The 18,871-nt window shown below is 70.6% G+C and carries 19 protein-coding genes; 7 read left to right on the top strand and 12 right to left on the bottom strand.

The window, feature by feature from the left end:
• Nucleotides 1-23: 23 nt before the first annotated feature.
• The 4 genes from AC5YDV_RS15835 (at nt 24) to AC5YDV_RS15820 (ending at nt 3,372) form a co-directional block, all read left to right on the top strand.
• Nucleotides 24-1,190, top strand: a complete 1,167-nt coding sequence (locus tag AC5YDV_RS15835; protein ID WP_496182814.1) for a PspC domain-containing protein — start codon at nt 24-26, stop codon at nt 1,188-1,190.
• Nucleotides 1,187-1,366 (top strand): hypothetical protein, encoded by a 180-nt coding sequence (locus AC5YDV_RS15830; RefSeq protein WP_496182815.1) that lies wholly within the window; start codon nt 1,187-1,189, stop codon nt 1,364-1,366. Before AC5YDV_RS15835 ends, AC5YDV_RS15830 begins: the two co-directional genes overlap by 4 nt.
• A gap of 31 nt (nt 1,367-1,397) precedes the next feature.
• Entirely contained in the window at nt 1,398-1,640 is a 243-nt protein-coding gene (locus tag AC5YDV_RS15825; protein WP_496182816.1) for a PspC domain-containing protein, read from the top strand.
• A gap of 76 nt (nt 1,641-1,716) precedes the next feature.
• Nucleotides 1,717-3,372 carry a long-chain-fatty-acid--CoA ligase gene (locus tag AC5YDV_RS15820; RefSeq protein WP_496182817.1) on the top strand — a complete coding sequence of 552 codons (1,656 nt, stop codon included), beginning with the start codon at nt 1,717-1,719 and terminating at the stop codon, nt 3,370-3,372.
• Here AC5YDV_RS15820 and AC5YDV_RS15815 read toward each other — a convergent pair.
• From AC5YDV_RS15815 to AC5YDV_RS15785, 7 genes are all read right to left on the bottom strand, one after another.
• Entirely contained in the window at nt 3,356-4,027 is a 672-nt protein-coding gene (locus AC5YDV_RS15815; protein ID WP_496182818.1) for a 4'-phosphopantetheinyl transferase family protein, read from the bottom strand. The genes AC5YDV_RS15820 and AC5YDV_RS15815 overlap by 17 nt on opposite strands.
• Nucleotides 4,024-5,571 (bottom strand): glutamine-hydrolyzing GMP synthase, encoded by a 1,548-nt coding sequence (guaA, locus tag AC5YDV_RS15810; protein ID WP_496182896.1) that lies wholly within the window; start codon nt 5,569-5,571, stop codon nt 4,024-4,026. The genes AC5YDV_RS15815 and guaA overlap by 4 nt, the downstream gene beginning before the upstream one ends.
• A gap of 144 nt (nt 5,572-5,715) precedes the next feature.
• Nucleotides 5,716-6,564, bottom strand: coding sequence for a carbohydrate ABC transporter permease (locus tag AC5YDV_RS15805; protein WP_496182819.1), 849 nt, complete (start codon nt 6,562-6,564; stop codon nt 5,716-5,718).
• The gene (locus tag AC5YDV_RS15800) at nt 6,561-7,490 is read right to left on the bottom strand and encodes a carbohydrate ABC transporter permease (protein ID WP_496182820.1); all 930 of its coding nucleotides are present in this window, start codon (nt 7,488-7,490) and stop codon (nt 6,561-6,563) included. Before AC5YDV_RS15800 ends, AC5YDV_RS15805 begins: the two co-directional genes overlap by 4 nt.
• Nucleotides 7,477-8,772, bottom strand: a complete 1,296-nt coding sequence (locus tag AC5YDV_RS15795) for an extracellular solute-binding protein (RefSeq protein ID WP_496182821.1) — start codon at nt 8,770-8,772, stop codon at nt 7,477-7,479. Before AC5YDV_RS15795 ends, AC5YDV_RS15800 begins: the two co-directional genes overlap by 14 nt.
• A 219-nt stretch (nt 8,773-8,991) precedes the next feature.
• Nucleotides 8,992-9,555 carry a cysteine hydrolase family protein gene (locus AC5YDV_RS15790; RefSeq protein WP_496182897.1) on the bottom strand — a complete coding sequence of 188 codons (564 nt, stop codon included), beginning with the start codon at nt 9,553-9,555 and terminating at the stop codon, nt 8,992-8,994.
• A gap of 1 nt (nt 9,556) precedes the next feature.
• Nucleotides 9,557-11,077, bottom strand: coding sequence for a purine-cytosine permease family protein (locus tag AC5YDV_RS15785; RefSeq protein ID WP_496182822.1), 1,521 nt, complete (start codon nt 11,075-11,077; stop codon nt 9,557-9,559).
• A gap of 76 nt (nt 11,078-11,153) precedes the next feature.
• On the opposite strand from AC5YDV_RS15785, the gene AC5YDV_RS15780 reads away from it, so the two are divergent.
• Entirely contained in the window at nt 11,154-12,299 is a 1,146-nt protein-coding gene (locus tag AC5YDV_RS15780; RefSeq protein WP_496182823.1) for a CapA family protein, read from the top strand.
• Here the strand turns inward: AC5YDV_RS15780 and AC5YDV_RS15775 are convergent.
• Together AC5YDV_RS15775 and AC5YDV_RS15770 are read right to left on the bottom strand one after the other, a co-directional pair.
• Nucleotides 12,283-13,245: a PfkB family carbohydrate kinase gene (locus AC5YDV_RS15775; RefSeq protein ID WP_496182824.1), complete on the bottom strand. Its 963-nt coding sequence runs from the start codon at nt 13,243-13,245 to the stop codon at nt 12,283-12,285. The two genes, AC5YDV_RS15780 and AC5YDV_RS15775, sit on opposite strands and share 17 nt — an antisense overlap.
• Nucleotides 13,245-13,595 carry a DUF2200 domain-containing protein gene (locus AC5YDV_RS15770; RefSeq protein ID WP_496182825.1) on the bottom strand — a complete coding sequence of 117 codons (351 nt, stop codon included), beginning with the start codon at nt 13,593-13,595 and terminating at the stop codon, nt 13,245-13,247. The genes AC5YDV_RS15775 and AC5YDV_RS15770 overlap by 1 nt, the downstream gene beginning before the upstream one ends.
• Before the next feature lie 127 nt (nt 13,596-13,722).
• Here AC5YDV_RS15770 and AC5YDV_RS15765 point away from each other — a divergent pair, with 127 nt between their 5' ends.
• Nucleotides 13,723-13,995 carry a helix-turn-helix domain-containing protein gene (locus AC5YDV_RS15765; RefSeq protein ID WP_496182826.1) on the top strand — a complete coding sequence of 91 codons (273 nt, stop codon included), beginning with the start codon at nt 13,723-13,725 and terminating at the stop codon, nt 13,993-13,995.
• Nucleotides 13,992-15,302, top strand: coding sequence for a type II toxin-antitoxin system HipA family toxin (locus tag AC5YDV_RS15760; RefSeq protein WP_496182827.1), 1,311 nt, complete (start codon nt 13,992-13,994; stop codon nt 15,300-15,302). Before AC5YDV_RS15765 ends, AC5YDV_RS15760 begins: the two co-directional genes overlap by 4 nt.
• Here AC5YDV_RS15760 and AC5YDV_RS15755 read toward each other — a convergent pair.
• From AC5YDV_RS15755 to AC5YDV_RS15745, 3 genes are read right to left on the bottom strand one after another with little or no spacing between them, the layout of a single operon-like run.
• Nucleotides 15,286-16,161, bottom strand: coding sequence for a MaoC/PaaZ C-terminal domain-containing protein (locus AC5YDV_RS15755; protein ID WP_496182828.1), 876 nt, complete (start codon nt 16,159-16,161; stop codon nt 15,286-15,288). The two genes, AC5YDV_RS15760 and AC5YDV_RS15755, sit on opposite strands and share 17 nt — an antisense overlap.
• A 1-nt stretch (nt 16,162) precedes the next feature.
• Nucleotides 16,163-17,551 carry a 3-oxoacyl-ACP reductase gene (locus AC5YDV_RS15750; RefSeq protein WP_496182829.1) on the bottom strand — a complete coding sequence of 463 codons (1,389 nt, stop codon included), beginning with the start codon at nt 17,549-17,551 and terminating at the stop codon, nt 16,163-16,165.
• A complete protein-coding gene (locus AC5YDV_RS15745; RefSeq protein ID WP_496182830.1) occupies nt 17,551-18,813 on the bottom strand; it encodes an acetyl-CoA C-acetyltransferase in 1,263 nt (420 codons plus the stop codon). Before AC5YDV_RS15745 ends, AC5YDV_RS15750 begins: the two co-directional genes overlap by 1 nt.
• Nucleotides 18,814-18,871: the final 58 nt, after the last annotated feature.

Here is an 18,871-nt window from a genome sequence, read left to right as displayed (position 1 = left end):
CGCTTGCGGAGAAGAATGGACACATGCCCAACCTCCCCGTGCGCCAGCGCACCGACGCCAAGATCGCAGGCGTCTGTGCAGCCTTGGCGCACGCGTGGTCGGTCGACCCCCTCATCGTGCGGGTCGCGTTCGTGGTCCTGGGCATCCTGACGAACGGCTTCGTGATCGCGGCCTACTTCGCCCTCTGGGCGCTGCTCCCCGAACCGGGCCAACCCTCGTTGATCCGACAGTGGTTCCCCTTCACCCGGAAGTGGCCCTGGCCGTGGATGGTGACGGCGGTCGTGCTCGTCACGGCGACCTTGGGCGGCCTGGTCTCCGGCAGTGGGCCGGGCGCGTTCATGATCCTGGCGCTCGCCTGGGTCATCCTCCGCTTCGGCTTCGCCCGGCGGCACTCGACCCAGGATCCGCAGTGGATCCCTCCCCCACCACCACCCGCGACCCCCTTCGAGCGCGCCGCCCAGGCGTGGCAACTCCGCCTCGACAACCTCGCGGCCGGACGCCCCGCCGACTGGGTCCCCGAACTCGACTCCCCCCGCACCGACCCCCTGGCGCACGTCCAGGAGGGACCCCTGTCGGCCCGTGCCCCGGCGAAACGGCGCCGGGGGGCGCGCGCTTGGTTGGAGATCCTCGTGGCCTTGGGCCTCGTGTGGTCAGGGTTCGCGATCGCGTCCGCGGTCGACGTCCTCGTGTCACCGCTCGCCTGGGTGTCGGGCACGCTGCTCGTGCTGGCGCTCGCCCTGGTCTGGTCGGCCCGCCCCCTCCGCGCCGCCTGGGGGCGCCCGATCCTTCTGCTGCCCCTCACGGTCGTCGTCGCGCTGGCGACGTTGCCCCTGCTCGTCCCCGTCCCCGTGACTGCGCCGGGACTCGCCCAGCCGAGGGTCGCCGCCCTGCCCGGGAGCGTCCACTCCCTCCCCATCGGTGAGAACGTGGTGGACCTGAGCGGCCTCCCTGCCGCCGAGGAGACACTGCACTACCGCTTGGACCTGGGCGACCTCCGACTCGTCGTGCCGCGCGAGGGCAACGTGGTGGTCAACGCCGGCGTCGAACTCGGCGACGTCACGATGCCCGACGGTTCCACCGACGACGGCTTCGAGGTGCGCCGCACGTGGTCCCGCATCGACGACCCGAGCGCTCCCACCCGGACCATCGAGATCCAGGTGGGCCTGGGAGAGGTCACGGTGCTGCCGTGAAGCCGCGCACCGACGTCCTCGCCCTGGTGGTCGGCCTCGTCGCCGTCGCCGTGGCCGGGCTGGGGCTCTGGGAGGCATTCGGCACCGTCGCCTGGTCGACGGTCGCCATCGCCGCTCCCGCCGGCCTCGTCGTGGTCGGCCTGGTCGGCCTGCTCGCCTCTCGAGGCAAACCCTGAATTTCCGTAGTCCCCCAATGAAAGGAAACCCATGTCCACCGCACTCGTTCGCAGCAGTTCCGACAAGGTCATCGCCGGTGTCTGCGGCGGCCTCGCCCAGCAGTTCAACATCGATTCGAACCTGCTCCGGGTCCTGTTCGTCCTCGCGGCGATCTTCCTGCAGTTCGGCTGGCTGGTCTACGTCGCCCTGTGGCTCCTCCTGCCGGCGGAGAACACCGGCCGCAGCGGCCTCGACAGCCTGAAGGAGCAGTTCGGCTCCAACCGCCAGCACTGACTTCCCTTGAGGAGCGGAGCGTCCCGAAGGTCATCGGGCCGCTCCGCTCCCGCAAGCCCGAGAGGACAATGGGCCCGTGAACAAGCCCGCATGGACGAAGAACTACCAGCCCGGGGTCCCGGCCGAGATCGACCTGCCCGACGAGCCCCTGACCGCGATGTTTGCCCGCGCCACCAGAAAGGGGGGCCGCCACGTCGCGCTGGAGTTCTTCGGCGCGGAGACCAGCTACCGCGACCTCGCCGACCAGGTGGAGCGTGCGGCGTCCGGCCTGGCCGCCCTCGGCGTGGGCCCCGGTGACCGGGTCGCCATCATCCTGCCGAACTCGCCCCAGCACGTCGTCGCGTTCTACGCGGTCCTGCGCCTGGGCGCGGTCGTGGTGGAGCACAACCCGCTCTACACCGCCGCCGAGTTGGGCACAATGTTCGCCGACCACGGCGCCAAGGTGGCCATCGCCTGGGACGTCGCGGTCCCCAAGCTGCCGGCCCTCGACCACGTGGTCGCGGTGAACCTGCTCGAGGCGTTCCCGACCGTGAAGCGCCTCGTCCTGCGGTTGCCGGTCCCGAAGCTCGTAGCCACCCGCCAGCGCCTCCACGCGAAGGCGCCGGGCACCGTGCCCTGGAAGAAGTTGCTCGACCACAGGCCGCTGCGCAACTGGGCCGAGCCCACGGCGTCCGACCTGGCGGTGATCCAGTACACGTCCGGCACGACCGGGGCGTTCAAGGGGGCCATGCTCACCCACCGCAACCTGTACGCCAACGCGCTGCAGGGTGCGGCCTGGATGAGGGACGCGCGTGACGGGAAGGAGGTCATCCACGCGGTGCTGCCGATGTTCCACGCGTTCGGGATGACGCTCTACCTGACGTTCGGCATACTGAAGCGGGCCCGGATCGTCCTGTTCCCGACCTTCGACGTCGACCTGGTGCTGGACGCGGCGAAGAAGCGCCCGGTGACGGTGTTCTGCGCGGTCCCGCCGATCTACGAGAAGACCGCGAAGCGCGCGATCGAGCGCAAGGTGTCACTGAAGTCGGCGAAGTTCTGCATCTCGGGCGCGATGAAGCTGACCGACCCGATCGTGGAGTTGTGGGAGTCCGTCTCCGGCGGCCTGCTGGTCGAGGGCTATGGCCTCACCGAGACCGCCCCCGTGGCGCTGGGCAACCCCTTCTGGCCGACCCGCAAGACCGGGACGATCGGGGTCCCGTTCCCCTCGACCCTGATGAAGGTCACGGACCCCGAGGACCCGACCCGTGAGGTCGCCCGGGGCGAAGAGGGCGAACTGCTGCTCAAGGGCCCGCAGGTGTTCTCGGGCTACTGGAACGCCCCCGAGGAGACCACGAAGGCGCTGCTCCCGGACGGCTGGCTGCGCACCGGTGACGTGGTGGTGGCGGACGCCGACGGCTTCACCACGATCGTCGACCGTCTGAAGGAGATCATCGTCACCGGTGGCTTCAACGTCTCACCGTCGGAGGTCGAGCACGTCCTCATCGAGCACCCCGACATCGAGGACGTGGCCGTCGTGGGGGTGCAGACCGAATCCGGCGAGCAGGTCGCGGCGGCCGTCGTGCTGCGCGAGGGCGCGCACCTGGACGTCGCCGGGATCCGCGCCTGGGCCAAGGAACGGCTGGCCGCCTACAAGGTGCCCCGCAGCTTCGCCCACGTGGACGAACTGCCCAAGTCGATGCTCGGCAAGGTGCTGCGCAAGCAGGTCCAGGAGCGCCTCACGGCCGAACGCTGACGCAGGTCAGGAGGAGGTTCCGGTCCCGGTGCCAGCGCGCCGTCAGGACGTCGACGGACCGTCCGCCCACGACCAGTGACCGCCCCAGGAACCGGACGGACGCCGTGCCGTCCGGGTGGGGGCGCACGTCCGCCTCCTCGAAGCCGAGCCACGTGCGCATGAGTGGATGCCACGCCTTGAAGACCGACTCTTTGACCGAGAACAGCAGGCGGTCCCACGCGAGTCCGGGCGGGAGGGTGGCCAGGGCCGCGCGCTCAGCGTCCGAGGCGACGACCTCGAGCGTTCCGTCCGGGAGCGGGAGGTCGGGCTCGGCGTCGATGCCCAGCGAGGCGAGATGGCCACTGCGGGCGACCGCGGCGGCCCGGTACCCGGCGCAGTGGGTCAGGCTGCCGACCACCCCAGTGGGCCACGCGGGAGCCCGCGCGGCGTCGGTCGGGATCGCGACGGGAGCCACACCGAGGTCGGCCAGCGCCCTCCGTGCGAGGTGGCGGACGGTGGTGTACTCCGCCACCCGCGCGGGCACGGCGCGGCGCACCGCCGCCCGCTCGGCGGGGAACAGCGGGCCCGCACCCGCGTCCCCGAACGCCTCGACACCGACCGTCCCGGCGGGCAGCACGGCCTGGATCAGGCCGGCCGGTGCCGGGTCGGCCGTCATTCCCACTCGATGGTGCCCGGTGGCTTGCTCGTGACGTCCAGCACGACGCGGTTCACCTCGCGCACCTCGTTGGTGATGCGGGTGGAGATCTTCTCCAGCAACTCGTACGGCAGGCGCGACCAGTCGGCGGTCATGGCGTCCTCGGACGAGACGGGCCGCAGCACGATGGGGTGGCCGTAGGTCCGTCCGTCGCCCTGGACGCCCACGCTGCGGACGTCCGCGAGCAGGACGACGGGGAACTGCCAGACCTCCCGCTCGTGGCCGGACGCCGCCAACTCCTCCCGGGCGATGGCGTCCGCCTCGCGCAGCAGGTCGAGGCGCTCCTTGGTGACCTCGCCGACGATGCGGATGCCGAGGCCGGGGCCGGGGAACGGGTGGCGCCACACCATCTCGTGGGGCAGGCCCAGCTCCTCGCCGACCGCACGGACCTCGTCCTTGAACAGGGTGCGCAGCGGCTCGATGAGCGTGAACTGGAGGTCGTCGGGCAGGCCGCCGACGTTGTGGTGGGACTTGATGTTCGCCGCGCCCTCGCCGCCGCCTGACTCGACGACATCGGGGTAGAGCGTGCCCTGGACGAGGAACTGGATGTCCTCGGCCTCGTCGATCTCGCGGACCGTCTGCTCGAAGACCCGGATGAACTCGCGGCCGATGATCTTGCGCTTGGTCTCGGGATCGCTGACCCCGGCGAGCGCGGTGAGGAACTGCTCCTCGGCGTCCGCCACGACGAGGTTGATGCCGGTGATGCGGACGAAGTCGTCGCGCACCTGCTCGCGCTCCCCCTTGCGGAGCAGTCCGTGGTCGACGAACGCGCAGGTGAGCTGGTCGCCGATCGCCTTGTGGACCAGCGCCGCCGCGACGGCGGAGTCGACGCCGCCGGACAGGGCGCACAGCACCTTGGCGTCGCCGACCTGCGCGCGGATCGCCGCGACCTGCTCGTCGACGATGTTCGCGGCGGTCCAGTTGGGCTCGAGCCCGGCGATGCCGTAGAGGAACTGCGCGAGCACCTGCTGGCCGTGCTGGCTGTGCAGCACCTCGGGGTGCCACTGGACGCCGGCGAGCCTGCGCTGGGTGTCCTCGAACGCGGCGACGGGGGCACCCGCGGTGTGCGCCAGCACCTGGAAGCCCTCGGGCGCGGCCTTGACGGCGTCGCCGTGGCTCATCCACGACGAGAACCGGTCCGGCAGGTTCTCCAGCAGGACGCCGCGGGCCTCGACCGTCGTCGGGGTGCGGCCGAACTCGGACAGCCCGGTGCGGGAGACCTCCCCGCCCAGCGCCGATGCCATGGCCTGGAACCCGTAGCAGATGCCGAAGATCGGGACGCCGAGGTCGAACAGCGCCGGATCCACCTGGGGAGCCCCGTCGGCGTACACCGACTGCGGGCCTCCCGACAGGACGATCGCCGCCGGACGACGTGCCGCGATGGCGTCCACCGACACCGTGTGCGGCACGATCTCGGAGTAGACCTTGGCCTCGCGGACGCGCCGCGCGATCAGCTGCGCGTACTGGGCACCGAAGTCGACGACGAGGACCGGGGCGTGCTGGATCTCGTTGCTGGGCTGGTTCACGGCGGAATCCTACTCTGCGTGGCCCGCTGCCACGTGAGGCGGCTGCCACGTGAGGCGGCTGCCACGTGAGGCGGCTGCTACGTGAGACGGCTGCTACGTGAGGCGGCCGCCAAGTGGCCGCTGCTACTTGAGGCCGCTGTTGGCGATGCCCAGCACGATGTAGCGCTGCAGGAACAGGAACATGATGATGACCGGCAGCATCGACACCACCGACATGGCGAGGATGTAGTTGAACGGCACCACCAGTTGGCTGTTGAACTGGGCCAGTGCCACCGGCAGGGTGTACTTGCTCTGGTCCTGGGCGATGATCAGCGGCCAGAGGAAGTCGTTCCACCGCCACATGATCGAGAAGATCGTCACCACCGCGATGGGCGCCCCGCACAGCGGGACGACGACGCGCAGGAACGTCCGGAACTCCCCCGCCCCGTCGATGCGGGCCGCCTCGATCAGCTCGTCGGGGATCCCGAGCATGTACTGCCGCAGCAGGAACACGCCCGTCGGCGTCGCGGCCGGGGGGATGATCATGCCGAGCAGGGTGTTCACCAGCCCGAGTTGGGCGGCCACCTGGTAGACCGAGATCAGGATGACCTGCAGCGGCACCATGATCGTGGCCAGCACCAGGAGGAAGAGGAAGTTCCGGCCCCGGAAGTTGTACTTGGCCAGGCCGTACGCGCACATCGTGTTGATGACCAGCGTCAGGACCGTCGCCGCGACGGTGACGATCGTGGAGTTCATCAGGTAGGTGCCGAAGGCGAAGCTCTCCAGGGCGCCGGTGTAGTTGTCGAGGTTCCACTGGGCGGGCAACGGACGCGGTGGGCGCGCCGCCAGTTCCAGCTCGGTCTTGAAGCTGGACAACAGCGTCCAGACCAGCGGGATGAGCACGACCAGCGCCGTGGCGGTGAGGATGGTGTAGCGGATGACCAGGCCGAGCGTCGGCGTCCGGCCGGTGGAGGTCCACCTCGAGGCGCTCATGCGGCCTCCTGGCGGCGTCCGTTGAGGTAGTTCAGGAGCGTGAAGGCGAAGACGCAGAGGAACAGGACGACGCCGCCGGCCGATGCCAGCCCGTAGCGGATCGGCGACTGGAAGGCGCGCTCGTAGATGTACTGGACCATGAGCGTCGTGGCGCCGACGGGGCCGCCGCCAGTGAGGGTCCAGATGAAGTCGAACGACTGGAAGCCCGAGATCGTGGACAGGATGACCACGACCAGCGTCGTCGGACGCAGCAGGGGCCAGGTCATGGTGATGAACTGCTGCCGGGGGCTGGCCCCGTCGATGGCCGCGGCCTCGTAGACCGCCGGGTCGATGCCTTGCAGCCCGGCCAGCATGATGAGGGTGTAGAAGCCCACGTGGATCCACAGGCCGACGAAGATGATGACGAGCATCGCGAGCCGCCCGTCGATCAACCAACCGGGCTGGCCCAGGCCCAGCGCACCGAGGGTGACGTTCAGCAGGCCATTGGTGCGGTCCAGGATCCAACCCCAGAGCAGGCCCACGACGACCGCCGAGAGCAGGCTGGGCAGGAACAGGACGGCCCGGAAGAAGCTCCGTCCGCGGAACGCCTGGTTGAGCAGGACGGCGTAGCCCGTCGCCAGGACCGTGGTCAGCACGACGAACGCCACGGTGAAGACCAGCGTCGAGGTGAACGCCCGGATGAACGCGTCGTTGGAGGTGATCTCGGCGTAGTTCGCCATGCCGACCCAGCGGAACGTACGCCCGTTCGTGGAGTCGTAGAGCGAGATGTTGAACATGTTGATCGCGGGCCAGATGGTGAACAGCCCGAACACGATCATGTTCGGCAGCACGAAGAGGTAGGGCGCGACGCGGATGGGCGTGAACCAGCGGCGGCGGCTCCGGGTGGGAGCCGCCGCCGCCGACTCGGCCGCGTCAGCCCGCGGCATTCTTCTTCACGGCCGCGTCGATGGCCTCGGACGCCTGCTGCGCGGTCTTGCCGCCCTGCATGACCTGCCCGACCTCGGCGATCACCTCGCGACCGGTCGCGCCGAAGAACGGCGAGAAGTTGGCCGGGTAGGTGTCCTCGGGGGTCAGGGCGACGTCGGCGAGGAACACCTTCATGTCGTCACCGCGGTTGGTGTACTCGATGCCCTCGGAGATGAGGTCGTTGCGGGTGGGCAGGAAGTTGGCCTTGACGGCCATGTGGGTCTGCGCCTCGGCGCTGTTCATGAAGGCGATGAACTCGGCGGCCAGCGGCACGTTCTTGCCCTGCTGGAAGGCGATCATGAACTTGCCACCGGGGAATCCACCACACCGCCCGGCACACGGGTTCGGCGCGGCCGCCCACGTGAAGTTCGCCTTCTGGGAGAGCGAGGCGACCTGCCAGTTGCCGGAGATGTAAACCGGAACCTGCTGCGCGAGGAACACGTCGACCGGTGCGGCGTACTTCGAGCCGGCCTGAAGGAAGACGTCCTTCGGCATGACCCCGTCGTTGTTGAGCTGGACGAAGGTCTCGATCGCCTGGGCGCCCTTGGCGACGTCCCAGTTGGGCTCCGTGCCGTCGCCGGCGAACAGCGTCGTGCCGTACTGGCTGAACATCGTCGAGAGGCGGTGCGCCGAGATGTCGATGGCGATGCCGTACTCGGTGCCCTGGCTCTGCTTGACCTGCTTGGCGGCGGCGACCATCTCGTCCCACGTCCACTTCTCGCCCAGCTTGGGGTACTTCACCCCGGCCTTCTCGAAGAGGTCGACATTCACCAGAGGGCCGTTCATCGTCAGGTCGCTGAAGACGGCGATGGGTTTGCCCGAGTCGTCGTGGGTGAACGGGTCGCTGCCCTTGAGGAACTGGCCGTCGAGGTCGGCGTTGGCGGAGCTGAGGTCGGCGAGGTCCTCCATCCAAGGTCCGAGCCCGGCGACCCGCGCGACGTCGGGGGCGTTGTTGCCGGCCAGGCGGGCCTGCAGGGTCTGCTCGAGGTTGGCGTACGGGACGACCTCGAGGGTGACCTTGGCGTTCTTCTCGGCTTCGAACTTCGTGATGAGCTCACGGGTGGCGGCCTCGTCGGGACCGTCGGTGAAGTAGACGTAGGTGAGTTCGCGGGGGGCACCGGGCGCGGCCGTCGGTGCCGTCCCCGGTGCTTGGCTGGCGGGCTGGCCCGGCGCGCAGCCGGCCAGGGCGAGCGCCGTGGCCGCCAGGAGGGCGGCGAGGCGCAGGGTGCGTCGTTTGGTCACGGTTCTCCCTCTTCGGGGGCGTCCTTGCCCCGTTGGCACGTCGGCGGTCACCCAGTGGGTTCGGGGCCGCGAGGCGTGTGGGCCTCACCCAGCACCCTAGGGTCGAAGGCGCGCCTCCACAATGGCACCACGACACGAGGTCGTACCGACCAGGCGCGATCTGCCCAGATGGGTGACGCCCCGGCTTCCGCGGCGGACGCCGCCTGCAAGCGGTGTTTCTCAGGGTGTCCGGAGTGCCGGGGTGGCCAGGATCTCGTCCGTGGTCCGCAGGGTGACCTGGGGTGGGTAGAGCCCCATCACGGTCACCGCGGCGGCATGGTTCTCCGGGGTGGAACCGGCACAGGCGTCCGTCACGACGGTGAGTGTCGCGCCGGCGTCCGCGGCGGGGAGGACGGTCGAGATCACGCAGCAGTCCGTCGAGACGCCCGTGACGACCAGCTCGGCGGCCTCGCCGACCACGGGCGCCAGGACGTCCCACTTGCCGAACGTCGGGGCGTCCAGGACCAGCGCGTCGACGTCGGCGAGGTCGTCGACGAGGTCGAAGTACGGGTCGTCGGCGGGACGGTCCGCGCATGGCCACGCCTCCATGTAGGCCTGCCAGGACCCCACGCGTCCGGACGCCGCGGGCGGCACCCAGCGCGTGATGATCGTCCGTCCCCGGAAGCGCGGCAGGAGGTCCCGGATGCGGCGCAGCGCGTCCGGCCACATGGGGGAACCCCAGTCGGACGCCGGGTCGGCGAAGATGCGCTGCGGGTCGATGACCACCAGCCAGGGGCGGTCCACGTCAGGCACGGCGCTCCTCCTGCCGCGCGATGGTGCCCCGGCGGGCGACCAGCGTCACGAGGAAGCTGCCGACCAGGGCGATGAGGACGCCGAGGTTGGCCCAGGGCCAGGTGCCGTCCCAGGTCTCGACGCCGTCGACGATGCTGCGCGTGCCCAGGCCCAAGGGCTCCAACAGGTAACCCTGCCAGCTGGCCCAGGGGGCGTCGCCGGCGAACTGGTTGATCACCAGGCCCCAGCCGATCAGGGTGGCGACGACCATGGTGCCGATCGAGACCCAGTCGAAGGCCCGGTAGCGACCGGACGCGTCGAACAGGGCGAGCTCGTCGTAGGGCCGCTTGCGCGTCACGATGTCGGCGATGAGGATGCCCGCCCAGGACGCCATCGGGACGCCCAGGATCAGCAGGAAGCTCTGGAAGGGACCGAGGAAGTTCTCGGCGAAGAACACGACCCAGATGGTGCCCAGCGTGAGGATGATCCCGTCGATGCCCGCCGCGGCCGGGCGGGGGATCTTGATGCCCAGGCTCAGCAGGGTCAGGCCCGAGGAGTAGATGCCGAGCACGGCGCCCGACACGAGGGCCAGCACGGCGGTGATCCAGAACGGGATCAGGACCCAGATCGGCAGGATCGTCGCGAGCGTGCCGATGGGGTCCTGGACGATGCCGTCGGCCAGGGTCTGGTCCGAGCCGGCGAGCAGCAGGCCGTAGATGACCAGGATCACCGGGGCGATCGAGCCGCCGAGGGTGTTCCAGAAGATGATGGCGCCGTTGGAGGCGTCCCGGTGCTGGTAGCGCGACCAGTCGGCGGCGATGTTGATCCAGCCCAGGCCGAACCCGGTCATGACCATCGTGAGCGCGCCGAGCACCGCCCCGACCGAACCGGGCTCGATCCCCTGCACCGCCGGCCAGTTGATGTGCTGGATGGTCAGGGCCATGTAGACGAGCGTGATGGCGCCGGTGATCCACGTCAGGACCGACTGCAGTTTCATGATCGTGTGGTAACCCAGCACGGAGGCGACGACGATCAGCGCGGCGACCCCGACTGCGGCGAACACCTTCGTCATGGTGCCGCCGCCGATGCCCAGGATGTCGAACACTGTCGCGGTGGCGAACACGGCCATGATGGCGAGGAACGTCTCCCAGCCGATCGACAGGAACCAACTCACGATGCCCGGCAGCTTCTGGCCGTGGACGCCGAACGCCGCCCGGCTGAGCACCATCGTGGGCACCGACCCCCGCTTGCCCGCGATGGCGATGATGCCGCAGAGCGCGAACGAGATCGGGATGCCGATCAGGGCGACCAGGAGGGCCTGGGCGAAGGAGACGCCGAAGCCGTAGATGAACGCGGCGTAGCTCATGCCGAACACCGACACGTTGGCGGCGAACCACGGCCAGAACAGGTCACGGGGCTTGGCCGTGCGCTCCGACTCGTCGATGATGTCGATGCCGTTGGTCTCGATCAGGCGGCTCTTCGTCGCCGCGTCGAAGCTGCTTCCCGGCTGCGATGCCGGCTGTGAGGCGGTCATTCCTGCAGTCTGGCACGCGGCGCGCCGCCCGCGGCCACGACCACGCCGGGTTAGCCTGTCGCGCAAGGAGATGACCATGGCCCCCACCTTCCTCATGCGCGCCCTCGCCACTGCCGGCACCGTGGGCGTCCTCGCCCTGGCCGTGGACGCCGTGACGACCGGAGGCACGGGCGGCCCCGCTCCGATCCCGGAGCCCGCCTTGCCCGGCGAGCGCATCGTCGGTGACGACCCGGTGACCCTCTCGTTCGCCGGCGACGTCCACTTCGAGAAGCAACTCGCCGGCATCGCGAAGGACCCGGACGGCCTGGCCGCGCTGGCGCCCCTCCTCTCGGCATCCGACGTGACCATCGTCAACCTGGAGAGCGCCATCACCACCGGCGGGACGCGCATGGCCGGCAAGGACTTCACGTTCCGAACGCCGGCATCCGCCCTCACCACGTTGTCCCGCGCCGGGGTGGACGTCGTGTCGATGGCCAACAACCATGCCGTGGACTTGGGCAAGGCCGGCTTGGCCGACACGCTGGCGGCGAAGGCCGAGGCACCCCTCGCCGTGGTGGGGATCGGGGCGGACGCCACCGAGGCCTTCGCCCCGGCCGTCTTCACCGTCGACGGCGTCTCGGTGGCGGTCCTGGCCGCGTCGCAGCTCCGGGACCACACCACCGTCTACTTCGCGGCCCGCGACCAGAAGGCCGGCGTGGCAGCCGCGGAGGACGCCGACCGGATCCTGACGGCGGTGCGCGATGCCGCCACGCGGTACGACGTCGTGGCCGTCATCCCCCACTGGGGCCAGGAGAAGGAGACCTGCCCCACGGACAAGCAGGCGGACCTCGCCCGGCAGTTGTCCAACGCCGGCGCCGACGTCGTCGCCGGAGGCCACAGCCACCGGGTGATGGGCAGCGGTTGGCTGGGCCGCACCTACGTCGGCTACGGGTTGGGCAACTTCGTGTGGTTCAGGAACGCGACCTTCGCTGGGAGATCGACCGGCATCCTGACGGTCGAGGTCGACAAGGCCCGGGTGGCTGAGAAGCGCCGGGCGCTGGCGTCGGGGCGCCCCGCCCCCGGCCCGGTCGTCGTGCGGGACGCCTGGACGCCGTTGAGCATCGCCGACTCGGGCATCCCCCGGGTCGATGCCGCGACCGCCCAGCGCATGCTGGACGACCGCGCGAGGGCGACGTCCTGTTCGGGGCTGGCCACCGAGCCGGGCCTCAGCCCCGAGGCGTAGCCTCCATCGACAGGAACACGTCGATCTCGGACGCCGTGGGTGCGGTGGCCGGACCCCGCCGGGTCACGGTGACCGCACCGGCGACGTTCGCGCGGCGGCAGGCCTCGACCCATCCCGTCCCGCGGGCCAACTCGGCCACCAGGACGCCCGTGTGCGCGTCACCGGCGCCGTTGGTGTCGACCGGCTCCTGCGGGAAGCCCGGCACGTCGACCGTCTCCCCCGCCACGCTCACCGCGCACCCGTGGCGTCCGTCCCGGACGACGATCGCGATCCCCGGCAGGGCCTGGGCCAGCGCGTCCGCGGCGTCAGCCATCGGCGTGCCGGGGTGTTCCGCGCGAGGGCGGCCGATGGCGGCGAGGAAGTGGTCGGCCTCCTCCTGGTTGGACGTCCAGATCGTGGTGTGCCGCAAGGCGGCGTCGCGCACGTCGGCGGGCAGGGTCGCGAACGCCGCGCCCGGGTCGAGGACCACCTCGACGCCGCTGGGGAGCGTGGGAAGCCAGGCCAACAGCGGGTCGCGGGTGGTCTCGATTTCGAGCGAGTAGCCCGTCAGGCAGACCAGGTCACCGGGGCGCGGGTCGCTCAGGGCGAGGAGATCCAAGCTCAGGCGACGCTCAGCGCCGAGGGTGGTCACGAACGTGCGCTCGGCGCTGGGTTCGACGAGGACGACGCAGAGTGCCGTGTCGGCGTCCGGGACGGCCGGGGCCGACCACGCCACACCCTCGGTCTGGAGCACCCGGCGGATCAGGTCGCCGTTGGGGCCGGTGCCGATCGCGCCCGCGTGGATGCAGGCGGCGCCCGAACGGGCCGCGGCGGCGAGGATGTTCACCGCTCCCCCGGCGTGCTGGTTCCAGTCCTCCGCCATGACGTTCTGCCCGCGGCGCGGCAGGCCGGAGACCATGGCGGTGGCGTCCACGAGCGCCTGGCCGGTGTGGATGATGCGGCGCATCACGCGGAACGCTTGATCTTCTCGACCGCCCTTCCCCGGGCGAGTTCGTCGACGACCTTGTCCATCCAGCGGATCTGCTGGACGAGCGGATCCTCGATGTCCTCCACCCGGATGCCGCAGATCACGCCGGTGATCAGGGTGGCGTTCGGGTTCATCACGGGAGCCCGGGCGAAGAACGTCCGCAGGTCGCGCCCGTCCGCGATCGCTTGGGCCAGACCGGCCTCGTCGTAGCCGGTCAACCACTCGAGGACCTCGTTGAGCTCCTCCACCGTGCGGCCCTTCTTTTGGACCTTCTGCACATAGAGCGGGTGGATGCCGGCGAAGCTGTAGCCGAAGAGACGCTCGTTCACGACGTTCATGCTAGTGGCGGGCTCCGACGCTGTCGCTGCCCCGGTGTCACCGTTCGATGACTTCCCTCAATGTCATCGAGCTGATACATTCGCAGATGTTCGCGAACGACGACATCGAGGAGTTGGCGTGGAACTGAGGACCATGCGGGACGTCGGCCTGCACGTCCGCGACCAACGTCGGCAGCAGGGCCTCACGCAGGCCCAACTGGCCGAGCGGCTGAACGTGACCCGGGCCTGGGTGGTGCGCCTCGAGCAGGGCGCGCCGCGGCTCGAGGCGCAGCGGGTCCTGGATGCGTTGGTGGCACTGGGTACCCCCCTGACGGCGAGCCCGCACCGCCAAGAACCTGTTGTCGACGATGACGACCCCTTCGCCGACGTCTTCGGGGGCGTGTCACCGTGACCCAGGAACTGCGCGTGTACCTCGACGGAACGTCTGTGGGCACGTTCACCCAAACCGCCCGCGGTGCGCTCGGCTTCGAGTACGACGACGGCCACCTCGGCTCGGCCAACCCGACGGCCCTGTCGCTGTCCATGCCCCTGGCCGCCGCGCGGCACGGCAACAAGGTGGTGCGGTCCTGGCTGGACGGCCTCCTGCCCGACAACCAGCAGGTACGCGAGCGCTGGGCCCGCCAGTACGGGGTGTCGGCCAACAACCCGTTCGCCCTCCTCCGACACGTGGGGCGGGACGCGGCGGGAGCCGTCCAGATCCTCCCGCCCGGGCAGGCCTCCGACGACGCCGCCACCCGCCGGGGCGACGTGGAGTGGCTGTCGACCTCCGACTTCCTCGCCATGCTCGCCGAGTTGGCCGAGCACGGAGCCGACTGGAACCCCGGCCGGCACGCCGGCCGCTGGAGCCTCGCCGGGGCACAGCCGAAGATGGCACTGCACCGAGACCCCGGCACCCAGCGCTGGGGCATCCCCAAGGACGCGACCCCCACCACGCACATCGTCAAGCCGGCCATCCGAGGTCTGGCGGATCACCACATCAACGAGGCCCTCTGCCTCCGGGCCTCCCGGCTCCTCGGACTGCCCGCGGCGGCGGTCGAGATCATCGAATCGGGAGACCTGCAAGCGGTCGTCTCGACCCGCTACGACCGGGCCGTCGGACCCGATGGGCACCTCCGGCGCGTCCACCAGGAGGACCTGTGCCAAGCGCTGGCCGTCCATCCCACCCAGAAGTACCAGGGCGACGGCGGCCCGGGCGTGGGAGAGATCGCCGACCTCCTCACCCAGTTCGACCTGAGGGACAGGGAGCGAGCCCGGTGGAGCTTCTTCGACGGGCTCGCCTTCAACGTGCTCACGGGCGGCACGGACGCCCACGCCAAGAACTACTCGGTGCTCCTCGCCGGGGATCGCGCCCAGATCGCCCCGCTCTACGACGTCGCGTCGGCCGCCCCCTACACCTTCGACACGCCCGCCGCGTCCGCCATGAAGGTGGGTGACCACTGGGTCATGAAGCACGTCACCGAGTCGGACTGGGCCAAGGTGGCCCGACGGCTGGGACTGTCGGCCGAGGCCGGCGTCGAGAGGGTCCGGGACCTGCGCCAACGCGTCCCGGACGCCTTTGCGGCAGCCGCCGCAGCCCTACCGGACTCCATCCGGGACCGCGCCCGGGCCATCGCCGATGCAGTGGCGGGCCACTCCGCCGGCCTCCCGGTTGCCTGGCGCGACGCGCCTGGTGCGCACGGCGTCAGCCCTGGGCGGTGACCCCGCCGGTCAGGTAGGGCTTGCCCTCGCGGTTCTGGACTGCGAAGGACGTCCCGTCCGTGGTGAAGCCCACCGTGGCGGGCAACAGGATCGGACGCTTGAAGTCCACGTCCACCGTGTAAGCCGCGGGCAGCCGGGACTCCAGCGCCGCGAGGGCGCGGGCGTGCGTCCACATGCCGTGGACGATCGGACGCTTGAAGCCGAACAACCGCGCGGTGAGCGCACTCAGGTGGATCGGGTTCACATCCCCTGAGACCGCCGCGTACCGACGTCCGAGGTCAGCGGGCAGACGCCACTGCTGGCTGGGGCGTGCATCGAGCCGGGATGCGGAAGCCACTGATGTCTCCTCGGACGCCCGGGTGGCCTCGTCCGCGGCTCCGGCCACCTTCGCTCCCGGCGCCAGGTAGGAACTGGTTCCCTTCCAGACGACCTCGCCACCGCGTCCGCGGACCTCACCCACCAGGTCGAACAGCGCGCCGCGGCGGTGGGCACGGGCATTGCCGGCCCGCACCACCAGCGCGAGGTCCTCATCCACCGCCACGGGGCGGTGCAGGGTCATCGAGTTCGACGCGTGCACGAATCCGGCGAGCGCGTAGGGGAAGTCGCGCTCGGCCATCAGCGCCATCTGGAGGGGGAAGGTCAGCACGTGCAGCCACGTCGGCGGGACGTGGTCGCGCAGCGTGAAGCCGCACACCCGCGCGTAGGCGGCCAGGCGGGCGACGTCCTGGTGGTGCGAGGCCACGATGGCCGCGCGCCCCGGGAGGGGGCGGGGCCGGCGTCCGGCCCCGATCGACCCGGCGACACCCCGCGCGAGCAGCGGACCGACGGCGGGCAACTCGGCGAAGACGAGGTCTGCCATGTCAGCGTCCGACCATGTTCTGGCCGCAGACGCGGATGACCTGGCCGTCCACCCCGCCGGAAGCCGGTTCGCACAGGTAGGCGATCGTCTCGGCGACGTCGACGGGCTGGCCGCCCTGGGAGAGCGAGTTCACCCGCCGGAAGACCTCGCGCTGCACGTAGGGGATGGCCGCCGTCATGTCGGTCTCGATGAAGCCGGGAGCGACGCCGTTGGCGGTGACCTGACGGTCGCCGAGCTCGTCCCGCATCGCCCGAACCAGACCCATCACGCCGGCCTTGGACGCCGCGTAGTTCGCCTGCCCCTTGTTGCCCGCCCATCCGGACGTCGAGGCGATGCCGACGATGCGACCGTCGGACGCCAGCGCCCCGGGTCCACCGCGCAGCAGCACCTGGTTGATGCGCATCTCGGCGGCCAGGTTGACGTCCAGCACCGACGCCCACAGCTTCTCGTCGAGGTTCGCGAGCATCTTGTCGCGGGTGATGCCGGCGTTGTGGATCATCGCGTGGATCTGTGCGTCCGGCCCGTGCAGGCGGGCGACGTGCTCGACGATCCGGACGCCGGCGTCCGGGTGGGTGATGTCCACCTGCAGGGCTGAGCCGCGCTGCTCGTTCGCGATGGCGGCGAGCGCGTCACCCGCAGCGGGGACGTCCACCAGGACGAGCGAGGCGCCGTCCCGGTGGAAGGTGCGGGCGATCGCCGCGCCGATGCCCCGGGCGGCCCCGGTGACGACGACGATGCGTCCCTCGAAGGGACGGTCGGACAGTGCCTGGTGGGGCGCCCTGCTCGGGGCCACCCGCCACACCTGCCCCGAGACGAACGCCGAACGTCCCTCGAGCAGGAAGGAGACCGTCGAGAGCAGGTCGGCCGCGTGGACGCCGTCGGCGAGGACCACGAGGTTGGCCGTCGCTCCTCCGCGCAGTTCCTTGCCGACCGTGCGCATGATGCCGTCCAGCGCCTGGGCGACCGCCTTGGCCTCCACGCCGTCGACGGCATCCGCCTCCGTCGCCAGGAAGATCACTCGCCCGGAGTTCTCCAGGCCCTTCATCACCGGACGCAGCACCTGCCGCACGAGCTCCAGGTCGGTGATGGTGCGCAGGCCGGTGGCGTCGATGACCAGGGCGCCGGGGCGCGGGGAGTACCGCGGCGGCTGCGGACGCCCCTTGTCATCGGGCGTCCGGGTGTCGGGGACGTCGACCAGGGCCTCGACGGGCGTGATGCCCAGCGCGTCCAGCACGGCGGCGGCGACCCCACCCCCCGGCAGGGACGCCAACGCCACCGGTCCGGCGGGCAGGACGCGTCCGCGGCGGAGGACCGGCGGCTCGGCGAGGCCCGCCGCGGTGGTGACCTTCTTGCCGAGCGGTGAGGTCAGCAGGGTCTCGAGGAGGGACATCACACCGCTTCCAGGATCGCCGTCACGGCCATCCCGCCGGCGGCGCAGATGGAGATCAGGCCCTTCGCACCCGCACCCTTCTCGGCGAGCATCTTGGCCAGCGTGGCCACGATCCGCCCGCCGGTGGCGGCGAAGGGGTGGCCGGCGGCGAGCGAGGACCCGTTGACGTTGAGCTTGGCGCGGTCGACTGTGCCGGTGCCGTTCTTCTCCAGGGCGGCCAGGGTGGCGAGCACGGTCGAGGCGAACGCCTCGTGGATCTCGATGAACGTGAAGTCGTCCAGCGTCAGGCCGTTGCGCGCCAACAGTTCCTTGATCGCGGTGGCGCCGGCGAGCAGGAGGTCCTCCTTGCCGGTGGTGTAGTCCTGCGCTGCGACCTGGGAGTCGACGATGCGCGCCAGCACGGGCCAGTGCTGCTCGCGGGCGTACTCCTCCTCGGCGATGAGCACCACGGCCGCGCCGTCGGTGAGCGCGGTCGAGTTGCCGGCGGTCATCGTGCCGTCAGGCCCGCCGAAGACCGGACGCAGCTTGGCGAGCGCCTCCAGCGAAGTGCTGGGCCGCAGCACCGAGTCCTTCGTGACCTTCAGGTAGGGGGTGACGAGGTCGTCGAAGAAGCCGGAATCCCACGCCCGGGCGAGGTTGTGGTGCGAGGCGAGGGTCAGCTCGTCCTGCGCCTCACGGCTGATGCCCCAGCCGGCCGTGGTGAGCGCCTGCGACTCGCCCATCGTCAAGCCGGTGCGGGGCTCGATGACGGCCGGCGGCACCGGCGCGAGGTCGGCGGGACGGACCCCCGCGAAGGCCTTGATGCGATCCAACGGCTTGCGGGCGCGCGACGCCTTCAACAGCGCGTGGCGCAGGCCCTCCTTGACGACGATCGGGGCGTCCGAGGCCGAGTCGACGCCGCCCGCGATGGCGACCCTCGCCTGCCCGAGGCGGATCTTGTTCGACACGTAGATGACGGCCTCCAGCCCGGTGCCGCACGCCTGCTGCAGGTCGCACGCCGGGGTGTGGTGGTCGAGCGCCGAACCCAGGACGGCTTCGCGGGTGAGGTTGAAGTCGCGGGTGTGCTTGAGCACCGCGCCGGCGACGACCTCGTCCACCTTCTGGCCGGCCAGCCCGAAGCGGGCGACGAGCCCGTCGATCGCGGCGGTCAGCATGTCCTGATTGGACGCCTGGGCGTACGCCCCGCCCGTCTTGACGAACGGCGTCCGGTTGCCGCCGACGACGACGGCGCTGCGCTGCTGCGCGTCTGGGGACTGGACCATGGGTGATTCTCCTCGGCTGGCGAACGTGAAAAGTGTTCGACACCCAAGGTAGCAGGTA

This window comes from Propioniciclava sp. LT432 (assembly GCF_059515965.1).
The sequence above is the reverse complement of the archived record's forward strand: the minus strand, read 5'-3'. Positions and strand labels throughout refer to the sequence as shown.